Raw genomic sequence first — 21,900 nt, 5'->3', positions numbered from 1 at the left:
GGGTGGTCGCAATCCATCTTTTGCCGGTTAGTTACAATTCTGCGACATTCACCGTGAATATCAGTGCTAAAATCATACCCCTGTTGATTATTACCAAAAGATATAAAATTCCTATGCCAAAAGTTCAGGCCGATGGCCTGCCGTTGCCTCAGCGGTACGGCGCAATTTTAACCATTATTATTGGTATTTCGATGGCGGTTCTCGACGGCGCTATCGCTAATGTCGCCTTGCCAACCATTGCAACCGATCTCCACGCCACACCAGCCAGTTCCATCTGGGTGGTGAATGCCTACCAAATCGCGATTGTTATCTCCTTACTCTCGTTCTCTTTTTTGGGCGATATGTTTGGCTATCGACGAATTTATAAATTCGGTCTGGTGGTTTTTCTGCTCTCATCGTTGTTCTGCGCTCTTTCTGATTCACTGCAAATGCTAACCCTGGCGCGTGTAATACAAGGTTTTGGCGGCGCGGCGTTAATGAGCGTCAATACTGCACTCATCCGCTTAATCTACCCACAACGTTTTCTGGGGCGAGGGATGGGAATTAACTCTTTTATCGTCGCCGTCTCCTCCGCTGCCGGGCCGACGATCGCCGCCGCAATCCTTTCAATTGCGTCCTGGAAGTGGTTATTTTTAATTAATGTACCGTTGGGTATTATCGCCCTACTCCTGGCAATGCGTTTTCTGCCGCCAAATGGTTCTCGTGCCAGTAAGCCGCGGTTTGACCTGCCCAGCGCCGTGATGAATGCGCTGACATTTGGCCTGCTTATTACTGCATTGAGTGGTTTTGCTCAGGGGCAATCACTGACGCTGATCGGTGCTGAACTGGCGGTAATGATTATTGTTGGTATTTTCTTTATTCGCCGCCAGCTTTCCCTTCCAGTTCCACTGCTACCGGTGGATTTACTGCGTATTCCGCTGTTTACACTATCAATTTGTACCTCCATTTGTTCTTTCTGCGCGCAAATGCTGGCGATGGTTTCCCTGCCTTTTTATTTGCAAACCGTACTTGGACGTAGTGAAGTTGAGACAGGTTTGCTCCTGACCCCGTGGCCGTTGGCAACGATGGTAATGGCTCCGCTGGCAGGTTATTTGATAGAGCGCGTCCATGCAGGATTGCTTGGTGCTTTAGGGCTGTTCATCATGGCCGCGGGACTTTTTTCTCTGGTCCTGTTGCCAGCTTCGCCTGCCGATATCAATATCATCTGGCCGATGATCTTATGCGGTGCAGGCTTTGGGTTATTCCAGTCCCCCAATAATCACACCATTATTACCTCCGCCCCGCGTGAGCGTAGCGGTGGTGCCAGTGGAATGTTGGGTACAGCGCGTCTGCTTGGTCAGAGTAGCGGTGCAGCTCTGGTGGCGCTGATGTTGAATCAGTTTGGTGATAATGGTACGCACGTCTCGCTGACGGCTGCGGCTATTCTGGCAGTGATCGCCGCCTGTGTCAGTGGTTTACGCATTACCCAACCGCGCGCACAAGGCTAAAAAAAAGCGCGTCAACCAGGACGCGCTTTTTTATAATTTACTGCAAATTACTTCAGGTATTCACCGGTACGCAGGGCTTCAATACGTTTATCCAGCGGCGGGTGAGTCATGAACAGCTCACTCAGCGATTTGGACTTACCATTGATACAAAATGCCATCATGCTGGTTGCTTCCTGCGGCTCATAGCTGGTTTTCAGACGCTGCAGCGCAGCAATCATTTTCTCACGACCAACCAGTTTGGCTGAACCTGCATCGGCATGGAATTCACGGTGACGCGAGAACCACATGGTGATAATGCTCGCCAGAATACCAAATACCAGCTCCAGAACCGTCGCAACCGCAAAGTAGATCAGCGGGTTGCCGTTGCTCTCTTCACCTTCATCACGGTTACCGCCCATAAAGCCCGCGGCAAGCTGCGCCAGAATACGTGAAATAAAGATAACGAAGGTGTTTACCACGCCCTGAATCAGCGTCATGGTAACCATGTCACCATTCGCAATGTGGCTAATTTCGTGGGCAATTACCGCCTCGGCTTCATCCGGGCTCATGTTCTGCAGCAAACCGGTGCTGACAGCAACCAGAGAGGCATCACGACGAGCACCTGTCGCAAAGGCGTTGATATCCGGCGCATGGTAGATAGCTACTTGCGGCATAGCAATCCCCGCCTGACGGGCCTGGGTTGCTACAGTATTGACCAGCCAACGTTCCCTTTCGTTACGCGGTTGCTCGATCACTTCCCCGCCAACAGATCGTAATGCCATCCATTTGGACATCAGAAGCGAAACGAAGGAACCACCAAAACCGAACAGCAAGGCCATAATCATCAGCCCCTGAACGCTGCTCGACTGTATCCCTGTCAGGCTCAGTACCAGCCCGAAAACGACCATGACGGCCAGGTTCGTTAGCAGGAAGAGCGCGATTCGCATCATAATTTTCTTTTTACCTCAGTTTAACAAAACGCAATATGCGATACCCACATCGTATGGGTTACGCGACTATTTTCAAGTCTGGATAGAGCGTAAGTCACCAGAAAGACACAACTTTACATTTTGTAGCATCTGATTTACGGCATCTTGCCACTGTTAAAAAATCAGGCACAATTTCTTGTGCCTGATTGATGTTACTTGACGGGAGCGGGCTGTTCCGCTGGTCTGGATTTTTCCAGCTTCGCCAGATCGAGTGCGATATTCACTGTCTCGTCCAGATACGGATCTGGCTCCTTGTAATCTTTTGGCAAATCATCCAGTTTCTTCAACTCCGGTTTGCCTTCGCGTTTAAAGCGATCGTTCAAGCGCGCCAGACGCATCGCATCATCTTCATTGTTCTCTTTCTCACGCACAGCGTAATTCAGAGAAACAATATTGCGTTTGTCCTTCATGGCATTGAAACGAGCAATATCCTTCATGATGTTCTGGAATTCAGGATCCTTCGCGATGCGCGCATTATGTTCCTTCAGCAATTCCGGCTCAAACGCCGATAAATCGCCTGATTTCACATAGGTTGCAGCATCAATGCTATCCCACGGCAGCGCGTTATCTTCGAATTTCTCTCCCGTTTCCGTCTCTTCATTGCCTGTCGGCATGATGATATCCGGCGTCACGCCCTTACGTTGGGTACTGCCACCGTTAACGCGATAGAATTTCTGGATTGTATACTGCACTGACCCCAGCGCCGGCCATTCAGGACGTAACATCTGATCGTAGATACGATTCAGAGAACGATACTGCTGGACAGTGCCTTTGCCGAATGTTGGTTCGCCCACAACCAGCGCGCGACCGTAATCCTGCATCGCGGCGGCAAAGATTTCTGAAGCCGAAGCACTGAATCGGTCAACCAATACCACCAGCGGGCCTTTATAGAACACCTGGCCGTCGGTATCACTGTCCTCGCGGACTTTACCATTGTTATCACGGACCTGAACAATCGGACCGGAAGGAATGAACAAACCAGAGAGCGATACTGCCTCGGTCAGCGCCCCGCCGCCATTGCTACGCAGGTCGATGACGACGCTGCTGACATTCTGTTTTTCCAGCTTCTGCAACTGAACTTTGACATCGTCTGTCAAGCCAACATAGAAGCCGGGAATATCCAGTACGCCCACTTTTTCTTTGCCGACAGTCTTCACGGACATTTTAACTGCGCGGTCTTCCAGACGAATGCGTTCACGCGTCAGTGTTACCGTACGGGTTTTGGTCCCTTTACCGGCTGGTAAAATTTCTAAACGAACTTTACTGCCTTTCGGCCCTTTGATTAAGGCAACGACATCATCAAGACGCCAGCCAATCACGTCAACCATCGGCTTGCCGGTTTGACCAACACCGACAATTTTGTCACCAACGCTGATAGCCTTACTCTTCGCAGCCGGGCCACCTGCCACCATCGAATTGATAACGGTGTAGTCATCATCCATTTGCAGCACCGCACCAATACCTTCCAACGACAAGCTCATTTCAGTATTGAACTGTTCGGTATTACGCGGGGAAAGGTAGTTGGTATGCGGATCAATTTCGCGCGCAAACGCTGTCATTGCCAGCGAGAACACATCTTCACTGTTAGTTTGCGCCAGACGGCGAATGGCAAATTTGTAGCGACGAGTCAGGGTTTCACGAATTTCTTTATCCGTTTTTCCTGTCAGCTTCAGACTTAACTCGTCGAATTTGACTTTGCTGTCCCACAGCGCGTTCAACTCGGCCTCGTTTTTCGGCCAGGGCGCTTTGCTGCGGTCCAGGTTATAAGTGTCGTTGCCGGTAAAATCCATCGGTTTTTCCAGTACCGATAAGGCGTACTGGTAACGTTCAAAACGGCGTTTTTGCGCCAGATTGTAAAGATCGTAGAAAACGTCAAGTTTACCGGAGCGCAGTTCATCGCCCAGCTCATTTTTCTTTTTCGCGAACTGTTCAACATCGCTTGCCAGCAGCACATTGTGGCTGTAATCAAGCAGGTTCAGGTAGCGGTCAAAGATTTTGGCCGAGAATGCCTGATCGAGGTCGAACTGGCGATAATGGGAGCGGGTAAAGCGCGACGTTACGCGCTCACTCACCGTCGCATGCTGCGTCTCTTCCTTTAATACCGGAATCTGATCAGCACGCGTAATATCTTCTACTGCGAAGGTCTGGCCTGCTATTGCAAGCAGGCCAGCTAACGCGGTAAGCCTAAAAAACATGTTCATGCCTGGCCCGGCCTCCGTTTCAGAACACCAGGTGTTCTGCGCGCACAATCAAAGACATACCCGAATTCAGCTGGACGCGGACGCCGTCTTTGGTGATTTCTAATACGGTGGCATCCATCGCATTTTGACCAGCTTTCACCTTCAGGGCTTGTCCGACAGTCAGAGCTGAAATGTCAGAAACTGGGGTGTGCTGTTCTTCGCGAGGTGCTTTTACTGTTTTTGGCGCTTTCTCAGCCGGTTTCTGCGCGCGAGGTTTGCGCTCGGCGCCTTCTTTACGGCGTTGCGCGGCAGGACGTGGCTTGCGTTCGCGGCGTGGTGCGTCTTCTTTCTCACCTGCAGCTGCGGCAGCTTCGCGTTTTTTCGCCTGCTGTTCGGCACGCTGCGCCTGGACGCGCGCTTTCGCTTCTTCAAGCTGCTTGCGAGCATGTTCTACATGCTGCTCGTCCAGCTCACCGCATGGGTTGCCGTCGAGATCGACACGCGTCGCGCCTGGTTTAACGCCATACAGATAGCGCCAGCTCGAAGTGTAGAGACGTAAAGCGGATCGCAGTTGCGTTTTGCTAAGGTTCATTTCCCCAGCAACGCGATCGACCAAATCCTGAAAAATACCGATTTTCAGCGGACGCGCTTCACCTTCCGCACTGAAACAGTGGGGAAAACGTTCGGCCAGAAACGCGATTACTTCTTTACTGCTATTCAACTTAGGTTGATTTTCCATGAAATTTCCTGATTACAACGGACGTAGCCAACAAGCGCAGGCATGAACAGGCGTCATTATAATGACGTCATCAGTAAATGCTACGTTATCCGTTGATTATCCTGCGACGCTCGCAAAGAATTTTTTGTAATCCGTCGTTGCAAGCACCTTTTCAAGCTGTGCCACAAGCTGACGTAAGCCTTGCTCGTCCTCGTCTGTAAAGCGACCGAAGACAGTACTGTCGATATCGAGAACGCCAATAATCTGATTTTTCACCACCAACGGCAGAACGATTTCAGAATTACTCGCCGCATCACAGGCGATATGCCCATCAAAGGCGTGAACATCCTCGATTCGCTGTACTTCATTGCGGGCAACTGCAGTCCCACACACGCCACGCCCTACCGGGATCCGTACGCAGGCAATTTTGCCCTGAAACGGCCCGAGTACCAGCGTATCGTCCTCAAGTAAATAAAACCCAGCCCAGTTTACGTCAGTCAGACGCTCGTATAACAAAGCACTGGTATTCGCCAGCGTTGCCAGAAAACTGGTTTCTCCCGCCATCAACGCATTAAAGTCGCGGTTTAAGTCCGCGTAAAATTCTGTTTTGTTCATTATATAATCACTTGGTTGTCTTACCTGGAACTGCCAGCCTATTAAAATAAGCATTAAATGCGTTAATGCTCAAGATCATTCCCATCATGGGTTAAGATAAATGTTAATTCTTATTACATTTGGCATGTCATGGCTCTTAACACCCCACAAATTACGCCGACAAAAAAGATAACAGTGAGCGCAATTGGCGAGGCACTACCGTGTGGTGATTATCAGCGTTGCCCGCAATGTGACATGCTGTTTAGCCTGCCCGAGATAAATTCTCACCAGAGTGCCTATTGCCCGCGCTGTCAGGCGAAAATTCGCGATGGGCGTGACTGGTCGCTCACAAGGCTGGCTGCAATGGCTTTTACTATGTTGTTGCTTATGCCGTTTGCCTGGGGCGAACCTCTATTACATATCTGGCTGTTAGGTATCCGTATCGACGCCAATGTAATGCAAGGCATCTGGCAAATGACCAAACAGGGCGATGCGATAACCGGCGCAATGGTGTTTTTCTGCGTTATAGGTGCACCTCTCATACTGGTGACCTCTATTGCTTATTTATGGTTTGGCAATCGGCTGGGAATGAATTTACGCCCGGTGTTGCTGATGCTGGAGCGACTAAAAGAGTGGGTAATGCTGGATATCTATCTGGTCGGCATTGGCGTTGCTTCTATAAAGGTACAGGATTACGCCCATATCCAGGCGGGCGTCGGGCTATTCTCTTTTTTCGCGCTGGTGATTTTAACAACGGTGACGTTGTCACATCTTAATGTTGAACAGCTGTGGGAGCGATTTTATCCGCAGCGCCCTGCCACGCGTAGGGACGAGAAATTACGCGTTTGCCTGGGTTGTCACTTTACCGGCTATCCCGATCCGCGCGGTCGTTGTCCCCGTTGCCATATCCCACTTCGCTTGCGTCGCCATCATAGTATTCAAAAATGCTGGGCTGCTCTTTTGGCTTCAATTGTCTTGTTGTTACCTGCCAACCTGCTGCCTATTTCGATCATCTACCTGAACGGTGGACGACAAGAAGATACGATTCTTTCCGGAATTATGTCGCTGGCGAACAGCAATATTGCAGTTGCCGGCATTGTTTTTATCGCCAGTATCCTGGTGCCGTTCACCAAAGTGATCGTCATGTTTACTTTACTGGTAAGCATTCATTTTAACTGCCAGCAAGGCTTACGCACGCGGATTTTGCTATTGCGGATGGTGACCTGGATTGGCCGTTGGTCGATGCTCGATCTGTTTGTCATTTCATTAACCATGTCGCTGATTAATCGCGATCAGATCCTCGCTTTTACTATGGGACCCGCTGCGTTTTATTTCGGCGCAGCGGTTATTTTGACTATTCTTGCTGTGGAATGGCTGGACAGCCGCTTACTTTGGGATGCACATGAGTCAGGAAACGCCCGCTTCGACGACTGAAGCGCAAATTAAAACTAAACGCCGTATCTCACCTTTCTGGCTGTTGCCGTTCATCGCGCTAATGATTGCCGGTTGGCTGATTTGGGGTAGTTATCAGGATAGAGGCAATACCGTCACCATCGACTTTATGTCGGCAGACGGCATTGTTCCAGGTCGCACGCCTGTTCGTTATCAGGGCGTTGAAGTCGGCACGGTGCAGGATGTCAGCCTTAGCGACGATCTACGTAAGATTGAAGTGAAGGTCAGCATCAAGTCCGATATGAAAGATGCCCTGCGCGAAGAGACGCAGTTCTGGCTGGTGACGCCGAAAGCCTCACTGGCAGGTGTTTCCGGGCTGGATGCGCTGGTCGGCGGTAACTATATCGGCATGATGCCGGGTAAAGGTAAAGAGCAGGATCACTTTGTGGCGCTCGATACCCAGCCAAAGTATCGGCTGGATAATGGTGATCTGATGATCCACCTGCAAGCCCCCGATCTCGGTTCATTGAACAGCGGTTCGCTGGTCTATTTCCGTAAAATTCCGGTGGGACGCGTCTATGACTATGCGATCAATCCCAATAAGCAAGGCGTAGTGATTGATGTCCTGATTGAGCGGCGTTTCACCGATTTGGTGAAAAAAGGCAGCCGCTTCTGGAACGTTTCCGGCGTTGATGCCAATGTCAGTATCAGTGGCGCGAAGGTAAAACTGGAAAGTCTGGCTGCCCTGGTTAACGGTGCGATTGCCTTCGATTCACCAGAAGAGTCGAAACCTGCCGATCCGGAAGATACCTTTGGTCTGTATGAGGATCTCGCCCACAGCCAGCGTGGGGTGATCATAAAGCTGGATCTACCAGGTGGAGCCGGATTAAACGCCGATTCAACGCCGCTCATGTACCAGGGACTGGAAGTCGGGCAACTGACCAAACTGAATTTAAACCCAGGTGGCAAAGTCACCGGAGAAATGACCGTTGATCCCAGCGTCGTCACTCTGCTTCGTGAAAACACCCGCATCGAATTACGTAACCCGAAGTTATCCCTCAGCGACGCCAATCTCAGCGCCCTGCTGACCGGCAAAACGTTCGAACTGGTACCGGGTGATGGCGAACCACGCAAAGAGTTTGTCGTTGTGCCTGGCGAGAAAGCTTTACTGCATGAACCCGATGTTCTGACGCTAACCCTGACAGCACCAGAAAGCTATGGAATTGATGCCGGTCAGCCGCTCATTCTTCACGGCGTACAGGTAGGTCAGGTTATCGACCGTAAACTCACCAGCAAAGGCGTGACATTTACCGTCGCTATCGAACCCCAGCATCGCGAACTGGTAAAAGGCGACAGCAAATTTGTCGTTAATAGTCGTGTCGACGTGAAAGTGGGTCTGGATGGTGTCGAGTTTCTCGGTGCCAGCGCCTCAGAATGGCTCAACGGCGGGATCCGTATTCTGCCAGGCGACAAAGGTGAGATGAAAACCAGTTACCCACTGTACGCCAATCTGGAAAAAGCCCTCGAAAATAGTCTTAGCGATTTACCTACCACGACCGTGAGTTTAAGTGCGGAGACACTGCCGGATGTGCAGGCAGGGTCGGTAGTGCTGTACCGTAAATTTGAGGTCGGTGAAGTGATTACCGTACGTCCACGGGCCAATGCGTTCGATATCGATCTGCACATTAAACCGGAATATCGCAACCTGCTGACCAGCAACAGCGTGTTCTGGGCTGAAGGTGGCGCGAAAGTTCAACTTAACGGCAGCGGCCTGACCGTTCAGGCGTCACCGCTTTCGCGGGCGTTAAAGGGAGCCATCAGCTTCGATAATCTCAGCGGTGCCAGCGCCAGCCAACGTAAAGGCGATAAGCGGATTTTGTATGCTTCCGAAACAGCGGCTCGTGCGGTTGGCGGGCAGATTACGCTCCACGCTTTCGATGCCGGAAAACTGGCGGTCGGTATGCCAATTCGCTATCTCGGTATTGATATCGGGCAAATCCAGACTCTGGATCTGATCACCGCGCGCAATGAAGTACAGGCAAAGGCGGTGCTCTATCCTGAATATGTCCAGACCTTTGCGCGCGGTGGTACACGCTTCTCAGTGGTCACACCGCAAATTTCGGCAGCAGGCGTTGAGCATCTTGATACGATCCTCCAGCCGTATATCAACGTCGAACCAGGTCGGGGTAATCCTCGCCGTGACTTTGAATTGCAAGAAGCTACCATTACTGATTCGCGTTACCTTGATGGCTTAAGCATTATTGTTGAAGCGCCGGAAGCCGGTTCGTTAGGTGTTGGTACGCCAGTACTGTTCCGTGGTCTGGAAGTAGGTACAGTCACCGGAATGACGCTGGGGACATTGTCAGATCGCGTGATGATTGCGATGCGCATCAGTAAACGTTACCAGCACCTGGTACGTAACAATTCCGTCTTCTGGTTGGCATCGGGTTACAGTCTGGACTTTGGTCTGACGGGCGGCGTAGTGAAAACCGGCACCTTTAACCAGTTTATCCGTGGCGGCATCGCCTTCGCCACGCCTCCAGGTACACCGCTGGCACCGAAAGCCCAGGAAGGCAAACACTTCCTGTTGCAGGAAAGTGAACCGAAAGAGTGGCGTGAATGGGGAACAGCACTCCCCCGATAAGCCACATTGCTCCGGCGTGCCTGCGCCGGAGCGTTTATGCTAAACTGCGCGCCTGTTTTTTTGCCAGTGGTACATGCTCGTGGCCCAACACACCGTTTATTTCCCGGACGCCTTTCTGACACAAATGCGCGAAGCCATGCCTTCGACGCTCTCTTTTGATGATTTTCTCGCCGCCTGTCAGCGCCCGTTGCGCCGCAGCATTCGCGTAAATACCCTGAAAATCTCCGTTGCTGATTTCCTGCAATTAACCGCCCCTTACGGCTGGACGCTAACGCCGATTCCGTGGTGTGAAGAAGGTTTCTGGATTGAACGCGATGATGAAGAAATCTTGCCGTTGGGCAGTACCGCCGAGCATTTAAGCGGCCTGTTTTATATTCAGGAAGCCAGTTCAATGTTGCCCGTTGCCGCATTGTTTGCCGACGATAATACCCCACAGCGGGTGATGGATGTCGCCGCCGCGCCTGGTTCAAAAACCACACAAATTGCCGCTCGCATGAATAACGAAGGGGCGATTCTTGCCAATGAGTTTTCCGCCAGCCGGGTAAAAGTGTTACATGCCAATATCAGTCGCTGCGGTATCCGTAACGTCTCTCTGACTCATTTTGATGGCCGCGTCTTTGGTGCAGCGTTACCAGAAATGTTCGATGCCATTTTACTGGACGCCCCCTGCTCTGGCGAAGGCGTGGTGCGTAAAGATCCCGACGCACTGAAAAACTGGTCACCAGAAAGCAATCAGGAAATTGCTGCCACCCAACGGGAACTTATCGACAGTGCCTTTCATGCATTACGCCCTGGCGGTACGCTGGTTTACTCGACCTGTACCTTAAACAAGGAAGAAAACGAAGCCGTTTGCTTGTGGCTGAAAGAGACTTACCCCGATGCAGTAGAGTTTTTACCGCTGGGCGATCTCTTCCCTGGTGCGGACAAGGCACTCACCGAAGAAGGCTTTTTGCACGTTTTTCCGCAAATTTACGACTGCGAAGGCTTCTTCGTTGCCCGGTTACGCAAAACACAGTCGATTCCCGCCTTACCCGCACCGAAATACAAAGTGGGTAATTTCCCGTTTAGCCCAATCAAAGATCGCGAAGCCGCACAAATTCGCCAGGCGGCGACTGCCGTTGGCTTACAGTGGGATGAAAATCTGCGCCTCTGGCAGCGCGATAAAGAACTCTGGCTGTTCCCTGCAGGTATTGAAGCCCTGATCGGTAAAGTCCGATTTTCCCGTCTGGGAATTAAGCTTGCTGAAACGCATAACAAAGGTTATCGCTGGCAGCATGAAGCGGTTATTGCCCTGGCCTCCCCCAACCATACGAACGCTTTCGAACTGACGCCTCAGGAAGCGGAAGAGTGGTATCGCGGGCGCGATGTTTACCCGCAAACCGTGCCAACTACGGATGATGTGCTGGTAACCTTCCAGCATCAGCCAATAGGTTTAGCCAAACGTATTGGCTCGCGACTGAAAAACAGTTACCCACGTGAACTGGTGCGCGATGGGAAACTTTTTACCGGTAACGCCTGATAGCGCACAAAAAAAGCGCACTTTTTGACTGGCACATTCGCCTGCCTCAACTACGCTGAAAAATGGTGCGATCGGACTGGTCGTACCACAACCGGCAGATAAATGGAGAGCACGAAGATGAAAACCAGTGTGCGCATAGGCGCTTTTGAAATCGATGACGGCGAGTTACACGGCGAATCGCCAGGTGATCGAACATTAACTATTCCTTGTAAATCTGACCCCGATTTGTGTATGCAACTGGATGCCTGGGACGCCGAAACCAGCATTCCAGCTCTACTAAACGGCGAACACTCTGTCCTGTACCGTACCCGCTACGATCAAAAGTCTGATGCCTGGATTATGCGTCTTGCATGATCCAAAAAGAACCCGTCGGCATGGCGGGTTATTTATTCTGGTTATTTCCCCGAAGTAAAATCCTCTCCTAAACTTAACGGTACGGCACCACACTTCGAGGATGAAATGTTCGCGCTGGTACTTTTTGTTTGCTATCTGGACGCTGGCTGTGAAGATATTGTTGTTGATGTTTACAACACGGAACAGCAGTGCGTCTACTCAATGGACGATCAACGGATCCGCCACGGCGGCTGCTTTCCTGTTGAGGATTTTATTGATGGGTTCTGGCGGCCCGCGCAGGAGTATAGTGACTTTTAATTACTGGAGTTGTTCCATTGTGAGTGTCCCTCCGAAGACGGCGCCGGTGTCTATATAATGCAAGTTTCCAATATCTACTCGATGAGGTAACGGCGTATGTCCAAACCAGAAATGGTCAGCACCGGTAATTCCCTGCCCTTTTTGGCCTTCACGTAATCGCGAACGACTCCACAATACCTGGTGCAAATCGACGTCCTTTTGCCATTGATAAACGTCGTCAGGATAATCAGCATGGGCAATAACGTGTTTGCCAGTGCGACTGTTTAATTCAAGAATAAAAGGCAAATGCTGGCATTTGCTGAGCGCCCTTTCTGCTTGCTTCTGTTGCTTATCTGCCAGCGCAGCAAACCAGTCGCCACCGTTCATATACCATAAAGACATCTGCTGCGCGGCCAGCGCATCTATCGCCATCTGCTCATGATTGCCTCTTACCGCTCTGACCCAGCGTTGCTCCAGTAGTTGAAGACAACGTAAACTCTCCGGACCACGATCAATAACATCTCCTACCGAGATCAATAAGTCTTGCCACGGGTCAAAACGGCAATGCCATAATTTGATACGCAGTAGCCCAAGGCAGCCATGAATATCCCCCACCAACCAGATATGTCGCCAATGGCTGCCATCAATTTTCTGATAGGTGCGGCCTGCCTCTTTCATCAATTTTTTACTCCCGCGCAGAAGGTCACATTATTTTAACATAAATGTTAAAAAAGGCTGGACTGAAGCAGTAGAGTGTGTGTTATGGTTGATTGTGAAGTCAGCACAGGGAAAACAGTGATGTATTCATCCGCTGGCTTAATAGATAAAAAGAGACCGAATACGATTCCTGTATTCGGTCCAGGGAAATGGCTCTTGGGAGAGAGCCGTGCGCTAAAAGTTGGCATTAATGCAGGCTTAGTTGCCTAGCCCTTTAAGAATAGATGACGACGCCAGGTTTTCCAGTCCACACGAAAAGTGGTCAGAAAAAAGCGTCTTAATCATCGTTTTAAAAGTAAAAAAAAACGCCCGATCTGATAAAAGATCCTGGGCGTTTTTTTTGGCAAATCAAAAGACTAATTCAGGTAATCAGCAAAGTTTTTCAGCTCGTTCTATAAATGGCATCAGGCTCATTTTTTCACCGGGTTTGTTGGGATCTTCAATCTGGATCACTGAAATAGGCTGGGCCTTAGTCTTCCCACTGGAAACCTCTTTTTGCGCAACATCGTTCAAAGGGTATTGCACCAGGGTGCTGGGGTTAATGACATACAGCGCATTACCTGGTCGGCATGTCAACATCACTTCTTCGCGATTAAACGCCCATTTGTCTTTGCCAATTTCAAAACGGCTGACGGTAATCACCTGAGGAGCCGCCAGCGCCGCAGTGGAACTGGTGAGCAACAAAAACGCCAATATACTTTTTTTCATCATTTATCGTAATCCATCAAAACGGTTCCAGAGTCGCTAGCAGGCTGATAATCACCAGTACCACCGCGCCTATCGCCCATTCGAGTTGAGTCATCCATACAAACCAGGGAACAGCCCGGACTTCATCATGCCGCATTCTCGGGACCAGAACATAACGATTTGCCAGCGCGATAACCACCATAATCATAACCAGTATGACTTTGAGCAATAAGAGCTGGCCCCAGTAAGAGGCAAGCGTGGGGGGAAATCCCGTGATTAGTAATGCATTGAGAACACCACTCACTAGCACGCCAATGACAGCAAAATGTCCGCACCAGGAAAAACGCATCAGCGCATGAATGGCCGGGCGTCTCCAGCGCCCTTTCACCAGCCGCATACACCAGACAACCGGCAGTAGCCCTCCAAACCATGCGGCAGCACAGATAAGATGTACGGCGTGATTGGTCTGATGAATTTTTGCAGTTAATCCTTCATTTAATGTCGCGTGTCCCATACCCGCCATCAGGATAAATTGCGCGGTAGTCAGCATGAACAGTAACCGCAACATATTCCGTGGTTGCATCAGAACGACGGTCAACGTAACGAGAGCGAGAACGATTTGCCAGATCCAGACGCCTCCGAAGTGCGTTTGTAACACCGACTGCCAGATGCTCAGCGAAACGACATCTGGCCATCCCGCCCCCATCAACCCACCCTGAACGGCGAACATCGCTGCGGCACTGATCAAACTCCATGCGGCTGCGTGCTGTTGTAAACGCAAAAAACGCTTCGTCAATAATCGACGAATCGTCACTGGTGCCAACCATGCCCCGTACATCGCGAAGCCAAAAACCAGCATCAGAGAGATAAAATAGATAAATCGCAGTGTGACCCAGGTAAGCGCTAGCATGCTTTATTTCACTGTAAAGGTGTACTGCCCTTTGGTTTTATGTCCGTCCACCGAAACAACATGCCAGTCAACGGTATAACTTCCGGGATTCAGGGCGTCGGCAAGCGGAACTACCAATTGCTTTTTGTCTTGTTCATTACGTTTCGCGGGTAATGTTTTAACATTTTCATTCTTCGGGCCGATGATTTTGGCCCCACTGAATCCAGGTTCAATACCTTCAGAGAAATTTAAAGTAATGGCCTGTGGGGCAGCGGTGACCGCCGCATTCGCCGCAGGATACTGGTGAGTCAGGTGCGCATGAGCCCAGACGGAAGGGGCCGCCAGCGAACCGGCAATTATTGCCAGTGTATAACGAAGAGAACGCGCAGTTGAAACCATATTATCTATTCCTTTTTGTAATGAGTTTTTTACAGAGCATAACCTTGTCTAATGAGAGAGTCGAGGATCATCAATTCAGGCTTGCCATCCTGGCTGACTCTTAGTAACTTTTGCCCGCAATTAACGAGGAGACACCGATGCTGAAGAATCTGGCCAAACTGGATCAAACTGAAATGGATAAAGTAAATGTCGATCTGGCCGCTGCCGGAGTGGCATTTAAAGAACGGTACAATATGCCGGTGATTGCTGAAGCGGTTGAACGTGAACAACCGGAGCACTTGCGTGGCTGGTTTCGTGAGCGCCTTATCGCCCACCGTCTCGCCTCTGTAAATCTGTCACGTTTACCTTACGAGCCCAAACTTAAATAAACCTTATATTAAGTTACACTTTCTTACATGGTGGCTGCTAAATTATAAGTATTTTCTCATACACGCCATTATTCGCAGACACTATGAAAAGGAAGTCATCATGTCGTACTGGAAAGTTGCAGCAGCACAATATGAGCCTCGTAATGCTTCACTCACTGAACAGGTAGCCCATCATCTGGAGTTCGTGAGGGCTGCCGCCAAGCACCAGTGCGAACTGTTGGTTTTTCCCTCACTTTCTCTACTGGGATGCGATTACAAACGTCGTCCGCTTCCGTCTCCGCCCGATCTCTCGCTTTTAGACCCGCTTTGTTATGCAGCAACAACCTCGCGAATGACCATTATTGCTGGCCTTCCCGTTGAATATAATGAGCGGTTTATTCGCGGTATTGCAGTATTCGCCCCCTGGATGAAAACGCCAGGAATTTATCATCAAAGTCATGGTGCATGCCTGGGTCAACGTTCCGAAACCATCACTGTAGTGGATGGCCAACCGGAAGGTATTGATATGGACCCGACTTGTTCACTTTTTACAACCGGGCAATGCATCGGTGAACCTGACCTATTGGCTTCGACCCGACGCTTAGAGTTTTTCTCACATCAATACTCCATCGCTGTGCTAATGGCGAACGCCCATGGTAACAGCGCACTGTGGGATGAACATGGCCGCCTTATTGTTCGCGCCGATCGCGGTTCTCTTTTGTTGGTTGGTCAGCGCTCTTCGCAGGGTTGGCAAGGCGATATCATTCCATTACGCTAGGCGTTTTCTTCCTGGAGCATGACCATGCTGCGCATTATCGATACAGAAACCTGCGGTTTGCAGGGAGGGATCGTTGAAATTGCCTCTGTTGATGTTGTTAACGGGAAAATCGTCAACCCTATGAGCCACTTGGTGCGTCCCGACCGTCCCATCAGTCCACAAGCCATGGCGATTCACCGTATCACAGAGTCCATGGTTGCCGACAAACCGTGGATTGAAGAAGTTATCCCGCACTATTACGGTAGCGAATGGTATGTCGCCCACAATGCCAGTTTTGACCGCCGGGTATTGCCAGAAATGCCCGGTGAGTGGATTTGCACCATGAAACTGGCTCGTCGTTTGTGGCCAGGAATCAAGTACAGCAATATGGCACTGTATAAATCGCGCAAGCTGAATGTCCAGACACCATCGGGTCTGCATCACCACCGCGCGCTGTATGATTGCTATATTACCGCGGCCCTGCTTATCGATATTATGAACACATCAGGCTGGACGGCGGAGCAGATGGCGGATATCACCGGGCGGCCGTCGTTGTTGACGACGTTCACGTTTGGCAAGTATCGCGGTAAAGCCGTATCAGACGTTGCAAAGCGCGATCCGGGCTATCTGCGCTGGTTGTTTAACAACCTTGACAGTATGAGCCCGGAGTTACGTTTAACCTTGAAGCATTATCTGGAGAGTGTTTAACCCGCTGATTGGCCTGGTAATGTCCCCTGCGCCAGGGCTATCAGAAAAGCATATTCCATCGCCACACCTTCGTAGGATTTAAAACGTCCGGATTTACCGCCATGCCCTGAATCCATGTCGGTACAAAGCAATAATAGATGGTTATCAGTTTTAAGCTCGCGCAGCTTAGCCACCCATTTTGCCGGTTCCCAGTATTGCACCTGTGAATCGTGTAATCCGGTCGTTACCAGCAGATGCGGATAAGCCTGAGCCGTGACATTGTCATACGGGCTGTAGCTTTTCATATACTCATAATATTGCGGATCCTGCGGATTTCCCCACTCTTCAAATTCGCCGGTAGTAAGAGGAATCGACTCATCAAGCATCGTTGTTACAACATCAACAAACGGTACCTGGGCAATCACGCCGTGGAATAACTCGGGGCGCTCATTAATTGCAACGCCCATCAACATACCGCCAGCACTGCCCCCCATCGCATAACAGAGTGAAGGTGAACCGTAGCCCAGTTTTAACAATGCGTCGCAGGCATCAAGATAGTCATTAAAGGTATTTTTCTTTTTCAGGAATTTACCGTCTTCGTACCATTGCTGCCCCAGTTCGCCGCCACCACGGACATGGACAATGGCGTAGACAAAACCGCGATCCAACAAACTCAGGCGGCTAAAACTAAAATCGGCATCAATGCTTGCGCCGTAAGAGCCATATCCATATACCAGCAGCGGGTTGTGGCCTTTCTGGAAATGCTTGCGATGATAGACCAGCGAAACAGGCACTTCGACGCCATCACGGGCAGTGATCCACAAGTGTTCGCTGCGGTAATTCGCCGCATCGAAACCGGGGACTTCCGTTTGTTTTAATACCCGACGCTCTCCAGTATCCATATCCAGTTCAAACAATGTATCTGGCGTAGTCATGGAGGAATAGCCATAACGCAATCGTGAGGTTTCAGGTTCCGGGTTATAGGCAATCCAGGTAACGTAAGCCGGATCATCAAAGGCAATGCCGATAACCTCCCGCGTTTTGCGGTTGATTTGCCGCAGACTGGTTAACCCACGCTGACGCTCTTCAACCACCAACCAGTCAGTAAACAGCGTAAAGCCTTCGAGCATGATGTTATCGCGCGGTGGGATTAACTCTTCCCACTCTTGCTCATCACGCATACGGGTACGGTATAAGCCAAAATTTTTGCCGTTGCGGTTGGAGCGCAGATAAAACCGATGCTGGTAGTGATCAAGACTGTATTCGTGATCTTTGCGACGCGGTAAAAAGACAAACGGCTCGGCATCGGCCAGCTCTGCATCCAGCAGCCGAACTTCACTGGTAGTAGCGCTGGCAAGATGAATAACCACATAGTGTTTCGACGTCGTTTTATGTAGGCTGACGTAAAAGGTATCGTCTTTTTCTTCGTAAATCAGTTTGTCTTCAGATGCTGGAGTGCCAATGGCATGCCGCCAGACCTGATACGGCAACAACGTCACTGGATGCTTGCGAACATAATAAAATGTCCAGGAGTCATTCGCCCAGACAAAGCTGGGTTCCACGTTATCCAACAGTTCGGGATACCAGTTGCCCGTTTCCAGATTGCGAAAACGGATACCGTACTGGCGTCGGGAAAGAAAATCTTCTGCAAGTGCCATGATCGTGTTATCGGGCGTAATCGCCATTCCGCCCATTGAATAAAATTCACTGTGCGCCGCCCGTTTGTTCGCATCGAGCAGAGTCTCCCATTCGTCCCACTCTTCACTGAACGCCGACTGACGCTGGTAGATTGCATATTCACAACCAGGTTCATAAATTTGCCGGTAGCGATAGCCATTTTTGACGTAAGGTGCAGAGACTTCTCTTTGCGGTATGCGGTCAATGATTTCTTTTAATATCCGATCCTGCAAAGCTTGTTGCGACTCCATGACCTGATGACCGTAGCTATTTTCTTGTTGCAGGTAATCCAGCACTTCCGGCTGCGAGCGTGTGTCGTCCCGCAGCCAGTAGTAATTATCGATGCGCGTGTCGCCATGAAGCGTCATGGCATGGGGGATGCGGGCGGCTTTTGGTAGCATGTTATTGTTCTTTCTGGTTGAAACATCTTATAAGGGTGGCAAAACTCACCCGGGATGCAAGCGAAACAGGGCGGTCATTGTATAGATGATGACAGGTAATGGTGTGAAAATCGAAAGGATGTCGCCAGCGAAAATTAATTCGCTCAAATAGCTGTGCGGTTTTGTATAGCCCGATAAACAGGCATATCAGGCTATACGGAGTGAGATATTATTCAGACAAAGTGCGTTTTTGCTGTTCGAGATCGCGTTCAATTCCTTCACGGACTTCCTGGGGAATTTTCAGCGCATCCCCCAGTGCATTCAGGTAACTGCGCTCCATAAAATGGTCAATATCAATAGCCGCACAGCTCAGGAAATAGATCTCCAGTGCCTCTTCTTCGTTGCGAATCCCCTGGGCCAGGCGCTGCGGATCCAATGGTTGCTCGATTGCCTGTTCGATAAGTACACGCCCCTGCTCTTCAACACCAGCTTCACGCAATTGCTGGTCGATAGCCGCGCGTTCTTTACTATCGATATAACCATCGCTTTTGGCAGCAAAAACCAGGGCGAGGATTAAACGTTCTGTACGTTCATCCAGCGGCGTACTTTGGGTGCCGTATTGCGGTTCGTTCTGATGCGCCGCACGAATTTTATCTTTGTATTTGTTCCACAGTACGGTACCGGCGACCGCTCCGCCGCCAACCAGCAACGCGTTTGTGCCGTATTTCGTTAATAGTTTACGTGCTGATTTATTGGCAACCAGCAGTCCTGCCAACCCGCCTAATGCGCCGGGTACTAAAAGTTTGCCCAATCCCTGATCTGTAGACGAAGAGGAAGCGCTGCTTTGCCCAAGAAGGGATTGCAGTTGATTTAACCAGTTAGCCATATTTACTCCTCGATTCACTATTTTAATGGCAACAGCATAGCGAATGAGGATGTCAGAAAGTGTATATAGAGACAAAAGATGCGCAAATAAGCGGGACGGGAGGCAGTCCTCACAGGAAATTCACGTCATGTAAGGTGCCGGGTGATGTGATTAATTTGAAACTTGTAGATTTGATTGTAATTGCCTGATGCGAACCTGGCGCTTCTTATCAGGCTTGTGGGGGCTGGTACATTGTTGGGCGGATAAGGCGCTCGCGCCGCATCCGCCAACAGTCAGCCGAATTATCAGAAGCCATTAGCGCCGCTGATATTCCGCCATTCCCGCTTTACAATCCACATTAACCAGATAATGAATATCGGCACTTTTACCACGCACAGTCAGCGGTACCGACCATTTATCATCTTTCCCCTGAATGTCCTGCAAACTAACCCACGCCACCGGATCGGCCTGACCGACGATTTTTTGATCGTCTGCCCAGCGCGCCACGCGGTTTTGCTGGTAATCACGTTTTACACTCGCAGCGATTCCGGCTGCATCCAAACCTTCACATTTGGGGAAAGTTACCGACTTGCTGGTTTCGTTATTGGCAGCGAAAACTGATGCACAGGCGGAAACCAACAACAGCCCCAACAACGCTCCTCTTTTTTTCATGTTTTTCTCCATAGCACAATGATTCAGGAGAAAGCATGGTACAAATTATCAGGAGCGCAAGTTGCTTCAGGCGGCGTGGGTTTCACCTTCCCCATCCGTGTCAGTATCAACCACCTGAGGAGAAGGTAATTTACCGGTTTTCAGAATGGTACTAAGCACATCTTTCTGTTCCGCCAACCACAAAGAAAGCGCCTCACGCTGCTCGTCTTCCATTGTCACCGGAGAATTCGCCAACCATGTGTCGAGTAGATCCGCTGTATCGAGCATTTTGTCATAAGCATCGGCTTCCTTTTTGCTGGTAAACGACATCTTCTCTTCGCCCTCACGAATGACCACGTATTTAATTTCAACCGCCATTTGCAGCCTCTCATCATAACTGTAATTTTATACAGTATATTTCTTTTCAGTCGAGAAATCAACGCAGGCAATCAAGCAATAAAGACACGCGCAAACGTTTTCGTTTATACTTCACGCGGAATTAATCAGGGGATATTCGTTATGACGTTATTAGGCACTGCGCTGCGTCCGGCAGCAACTCGCGTGATGTTATTGGGCTCCGGTGAACTGGGTAAAGAAGTGGCTATCGAATGCCAACGCCTCGGCGTAGAGGTGATTGCGGTCGATCGCTATGCCGACGCGCCCGCCATGCATGTCGCGCATCGCGCCCATGTCATTAATATGCTGGATGGCGACGCATTGCGCCGTGTTGTTGAACTGGAAAAACCACATTATATCGTGCCGGAGATCGAAGCTATTGCTACCGATATGCTGATCCAGCTTGAAGAGGAAGGGCTAAATGTTGTCCCCTGCGCGCGTGCAACACAATTGACGATGAACCGCGAAGGTATCCGTCGTCTGGCGGCGGAAGAGCTTCAGCTTCCCACTTCAACTTATCGTTTTGCTGATAGCGAAGACCTTTTCCGCGATGCGGTCGCCGCCATTGGCTATCCCTGCATTGTTAAACCGGTGATGAGTTCTTCCGGCAAGGGGCAGACGTTTATTCGCTCTGCCGAACAACTGGCTCAGGCATGGGAGTACGCCCAGCAAGGTGGTCGCGCCGGAGCGGGTCGCGTGATTGTCGAAGGCGTCGTTAAGTTTGATTTCGAAATTACCCTGCTGACCGTCAGCGCGGTGGATGGTGTTCATTTCTGTGCGCCTGTAGGTCATCGCCAGGAAGATGGTGACTATCGTGAATCCTGGCAACCGCAGCAAATGAGCCCACTGGCCCTCGAACGTGCGCAGGAGATTGCCCGCAAGGTGGTGCTTGCACTGGGTGGTTATGGTCTGTTTGGTGTCGAGTTGTTTGTCTGTGGTGATGAGGTGATTTTTAGTGAAGTCTCTCCTCGCCCGCATGACACCGGGATGGTGACGTTAATTTCTCAGGATCTTTCTGAGTTTGCCCTGCATGTGCGTGCTTTTCTGGGACTGCCGGTGGGCGGGATTCGCCAGTATGGTCCTGCCGCTTCAGCCGTTATCCTGCCGCAACTGACCAGCCAGAATGTCACGTTTGACAACGTGCAGGAGGCCGTTGGCGCAGGTTTGCAGATTCGTTTATTTGGTAAGCCGGAAATTGATGGTAGCCGTCGTCTGGGGGTTGCGCTTGCTACAGCAGAAAGTGTTGATGAAGCGATTGAACGCGCGAAGCACGCCGCCGCACAGGTAAAAGTACAAGGTTAAATCTGGCAAAAACG

Annotated in this window: 22 protein-coding genes; 10 read left to right on the top strand and 12 right to left on the bottom strand. The window is 50.4% G+C overall.

The features are described from left to right. Positions 1-113: 113 nt before the first annotated feature. Positions 114-1,487, top strand: a complete 1,374-nt coding sequence (locus tag FEK46_RS20860; protein ID WP_130208451.1) for an MFS transporter — start codon at positions 114-116, stop codon at positions 1,485-1,487. A 47-nt stretch (positions 1,488-1,534) separates the two neighbouring features. Here FEK46_RS20860 and htpX read toward each other — a convergent pair whose 3' ends face one another. From htpX to msrC, 4 genes are all read right to left on the bottom strand, one after another. Further along, positions 1,535-2,416 carry a protease HtpX gene (gene htpX, locus FEK46_RS20855; RefSeq protein WP_000984517.1) on the bottom strand — a complete coding sequence of 294 codons (882 nt, stop codon included), beginning with the start codon at positions 2,414-2,416 and terminating at the stop codon, positions 1,535-1,537. Positions 2,417-2,607: 191 nt separating this feature from the next. Continuing rightward, entirely contained in the window at positions 2,608-4,656 is a 2,049-nt protein-coding gene (prc, locus tag FEK46_RS20850; RefSeq protein ID WP_130208453.1) for a carboxy terminal-processing peptidase, read from the bottom strand. A gap of 19 nt (positions 4,657-4,675) precedes the next feature. Then, positions 4,676-5,374: an RNA chaperone ProQ gene (gene proQ / locus FEK46_RS20845; RefSeq protein WP_000431365.1), complete on the bottom strand. Its 699-nt coding sequence runs from the start codon at positions 5,372-5,374 to the stop codon at positions 4,676-4,678. A 96-nt stretch (positions 5,375-5,470) separates the two neighbouring features. Then, entirely contained in the window at positions 5,471-5,968 is a 498-nt protein-coding gene (gene msrC / locus FEK46_RS20840) for an L-methionine (R)-S-oxide reductase (RefSeq protein WP_130208455.1), read from the bottom strand. 129 nt (positions 5,969-6,097) lie between these two features. Between msrC and yebS the strand changes: the two genes are divergently transcribed. From yebS to FEK46_RS20815, 5 genes are all read left to right on the top strand, one after another. Beyond that, positions 6,098-7,381, top strand: coding sequence for a membrane integrity lipid transport subunit YebS (yebS, locus tag FEK46_RS20835; RefSeq protein ID WP_135559487.1), 1,284 nt, complete (start codon positions 6,098-6,100; stop codon positions 7,379-7,381). After that, entirely contained in the window at positions 7,350-9,983 is a 2,634-nt protein-coding gene (gene yebT, locus FEK46_RS20830) for a lipid-binding membrane homeostasis protein YebT (RefSeq protein WP_131161133.1), read from the top strand. The genes yebS and yebT overlap by 32 nt, the downstream gene beginning before the upstream one ends. Positions 9,984-10,062: 79 nt before the next feature. Beyond that, the gene (gene rsmF / locus FEK46_RS20825; RefSeq protein WP_131161132.1) at positions 10,063-11,502 is read left to right on the top strand and encodes a 16S rRNA (cytosine(1407)-C(5))-methyltransferase RsmF; all 1,440 of its coding nucleotides are present in this window, start codon (positions 10,063-10,065) and stop codon (positions 11,500-11,502) included. Between the two features lie 117 nt (positions 11,503-11,619). Then, positions 11,620-11,856 (top strand): YebV family protein, encoded by a 237-nt coding sequence (locus tag FEK46_RS20820; RefSeq protein ID WP_002431586.1) that lies wholly within the window; start codon positions 11,620-11,622, stop codon positions 11,854-11,856. A gap of 105 nt (positions 11,857-11,961) precedes the next feature. Beyond that, positions 11,962-12,153: a YebW family protein gene (locus FEK46_RS20815; protein ID WP_130208463.1), complete on the top strand. Its 192-nt coding sequence runs from the start codon at positions 11,962-11,964 to the stop codon at positions 12,151-12,153. Here FEK46_RS20815 and pphA read toward each other — a convergent pair whose 3' ends face one another. From pphA to yobA, 4 genes are all read right to left on the bottom strand, one after another. Beyond that, positions 12,154-12,810 carry a protein-serine/threonine phosphatase gene (gene pphA / locus FEK46_RS20810; RefSeq protein ID WP_131161131.1) on the bottom strand — a complete coding sequence of 219 codons (657 nt, stop codon included), beginning with the start codon at positions 12,808-12,810 and terminating at the stop codon, positions 12,154-12,156. It lies immediately after the preceding gene. A gap of 408 nt (positions 12,811-13,218) precedes the next feature. Further along, positions 13,219-13,560, bottom strand: coding sequence for a YebY family protein (locus FEK46_RS20805; protein ID WP_130208467.1), 342 nt, complete (start codon positions 13,558-13,560; stop codon positions 13,219-13,221). A 13-nt stretch (positions 13,561-13,573) separates the two neighbouring features. Beyond that, entirely contained in the window at positions 13,574-14,446 is an 873-nt protein-coding gene (gene copD / locus FEK46_RS20800) for a copper homeostasis membrane protein CopD (protein ID WP_135559486.1), read from the bottom strand. Positions 14,447-14,449: 3 nt separating this feature from the next. Further along, the gene (gene yobA / locus FEK46_RS20795; RefSeq protein WP_135410079.1) at positions 14,450-14,824 is read right to left on the bottom strand and encodes a CopC domain-containing protein YobA; all 375 of its coding nucleotides are present in this window, start codon (positions 14,822-14,824) and stop codon (positions 14,450-14,452) included. Between the two features lie 137 nt (positions 14,825-14,961). On the opposite strand from yobA, the gene holE reads away from it, so the two are divergent. From holE to exoX, 3 genes are all read left to right on the top strand, one after another. Beyond that, on the top strand, positions 14,962-15,192 hold the full coding sequence (gene holE, locus FEK46_RS20790) for a DNA polymerase III subunit theta (RefSeq protein WP_000916758.1): 231 nt from the start codon (positions 14,962-14,964) through the stop codon (positions 15,190-15,192). 100 nt (positions 15,193-15,292) lie between these two features. Further along, on the top strand, positions 15,293-15,949 hold the full coding sequence (gene yobB / locus FEK46_RS20785) for a carbon-nitrogen hydrolase family protein YobB (protein WP_135559485.1): 657 nt from the start codon (positions 15,293-15,295) through the stop codon (positions 15,947-15,949). A gap of 24 nt (positions 15,950-15,973) precedes the next feature. Beyond that, positions 15,974-16,636: an exodeoxyribonuclease X gene (gene exoX / locus FEK46_RS20780; RefSeq protein ID WP_130208475.1), complete on the top strand. Its 663-nt coding sequence runs from the start codon at positions 15,974-15,976 to the stop codon at positions 16,634-16,636. On the opposite strand, the gene ptrB is transcribed toward exoX, so the two are convergent. The 4 genes from ptrB to yebG form a co-directional block, all read right to left on the bottom strand. Further along, positions 16,633-18,693, bottom strand: coding sequence for an oligopeptidase B (gene ptrB / locus FEK46_RS20775; protein ID WP_135559484.1), 2,061 nt, complete (start codon positions 18,691-18,693; stop codon positions 16,633-16,635). The two genes, exoX and ptrB, sit on opposite strands and share 4 nt — an antisense overlap. 208 nt (positions 18,694-18,901) lie before the next feature. Beyond that, a complete protein-coding gene (locus tag FEK46_RS20770) occupies positions 18,902-19,558 on the bottom strand; it encodes a tellurite resistance TerB family protein (RefSeq protein ID WP_135559483.1) in 657 nt (218 codons plus the stop codon). Between the two features lie 294 nt (positions 19,559-19,852). Then, a complete protein-coding gene (yebF, locus tag FEK46_RS20765) occupies positions 19,853-20,209 on the bottom strand; it encodes a protein YebF (protein WP_130223535.1) in 357 nt (118 codons plus the stop codon). 66 nt (positions 20,210-20,275) lie between these two features. Continuing rightward, on the bottom strand, positions 20,276-20,566 hold the full coding sequence (gene yebG / locus FEK46_RS20760) for a DNA damage-inducible protein YebG (protein ID WP_130208483.1): 291 nt from the start codon (positions 20,564-20,566) through the stop codon (positions 20,276-20,278). A gap of 141 nt (positions 20,567-20,707) precedes the next feature. Here yebG and purT point away from each other — a divergent pair, with 141 nt between their 5' ends. Next, on the top strand, positions 20,708-21,886 hold the full coding sequence (purT, locus tag FEK46_RS20755; protein WP_135559482.1) for a formate-dependent phosphoribosylglycinamide formyltransferase: 1,179 nt from the start codon (positions 20,708-20,710) through the stop codon (positions 21,884-21,886). The last annotated feature ends 14 nt before the right edge of the window (positions 21,887-21,900 follow it).

It is taken from the genome of Escherichia sp. E4736 (genome assembly GCF_005781225.1).
Classification (GTDB): Bacteria; Pseudomonadota; Gammaproteobacteria; order Enterobacterales; family Enterobacteriaceae; genus Escherichia.
This window is presented reverse-complemented; position numbering and strand designations above follow the sequence as displayed.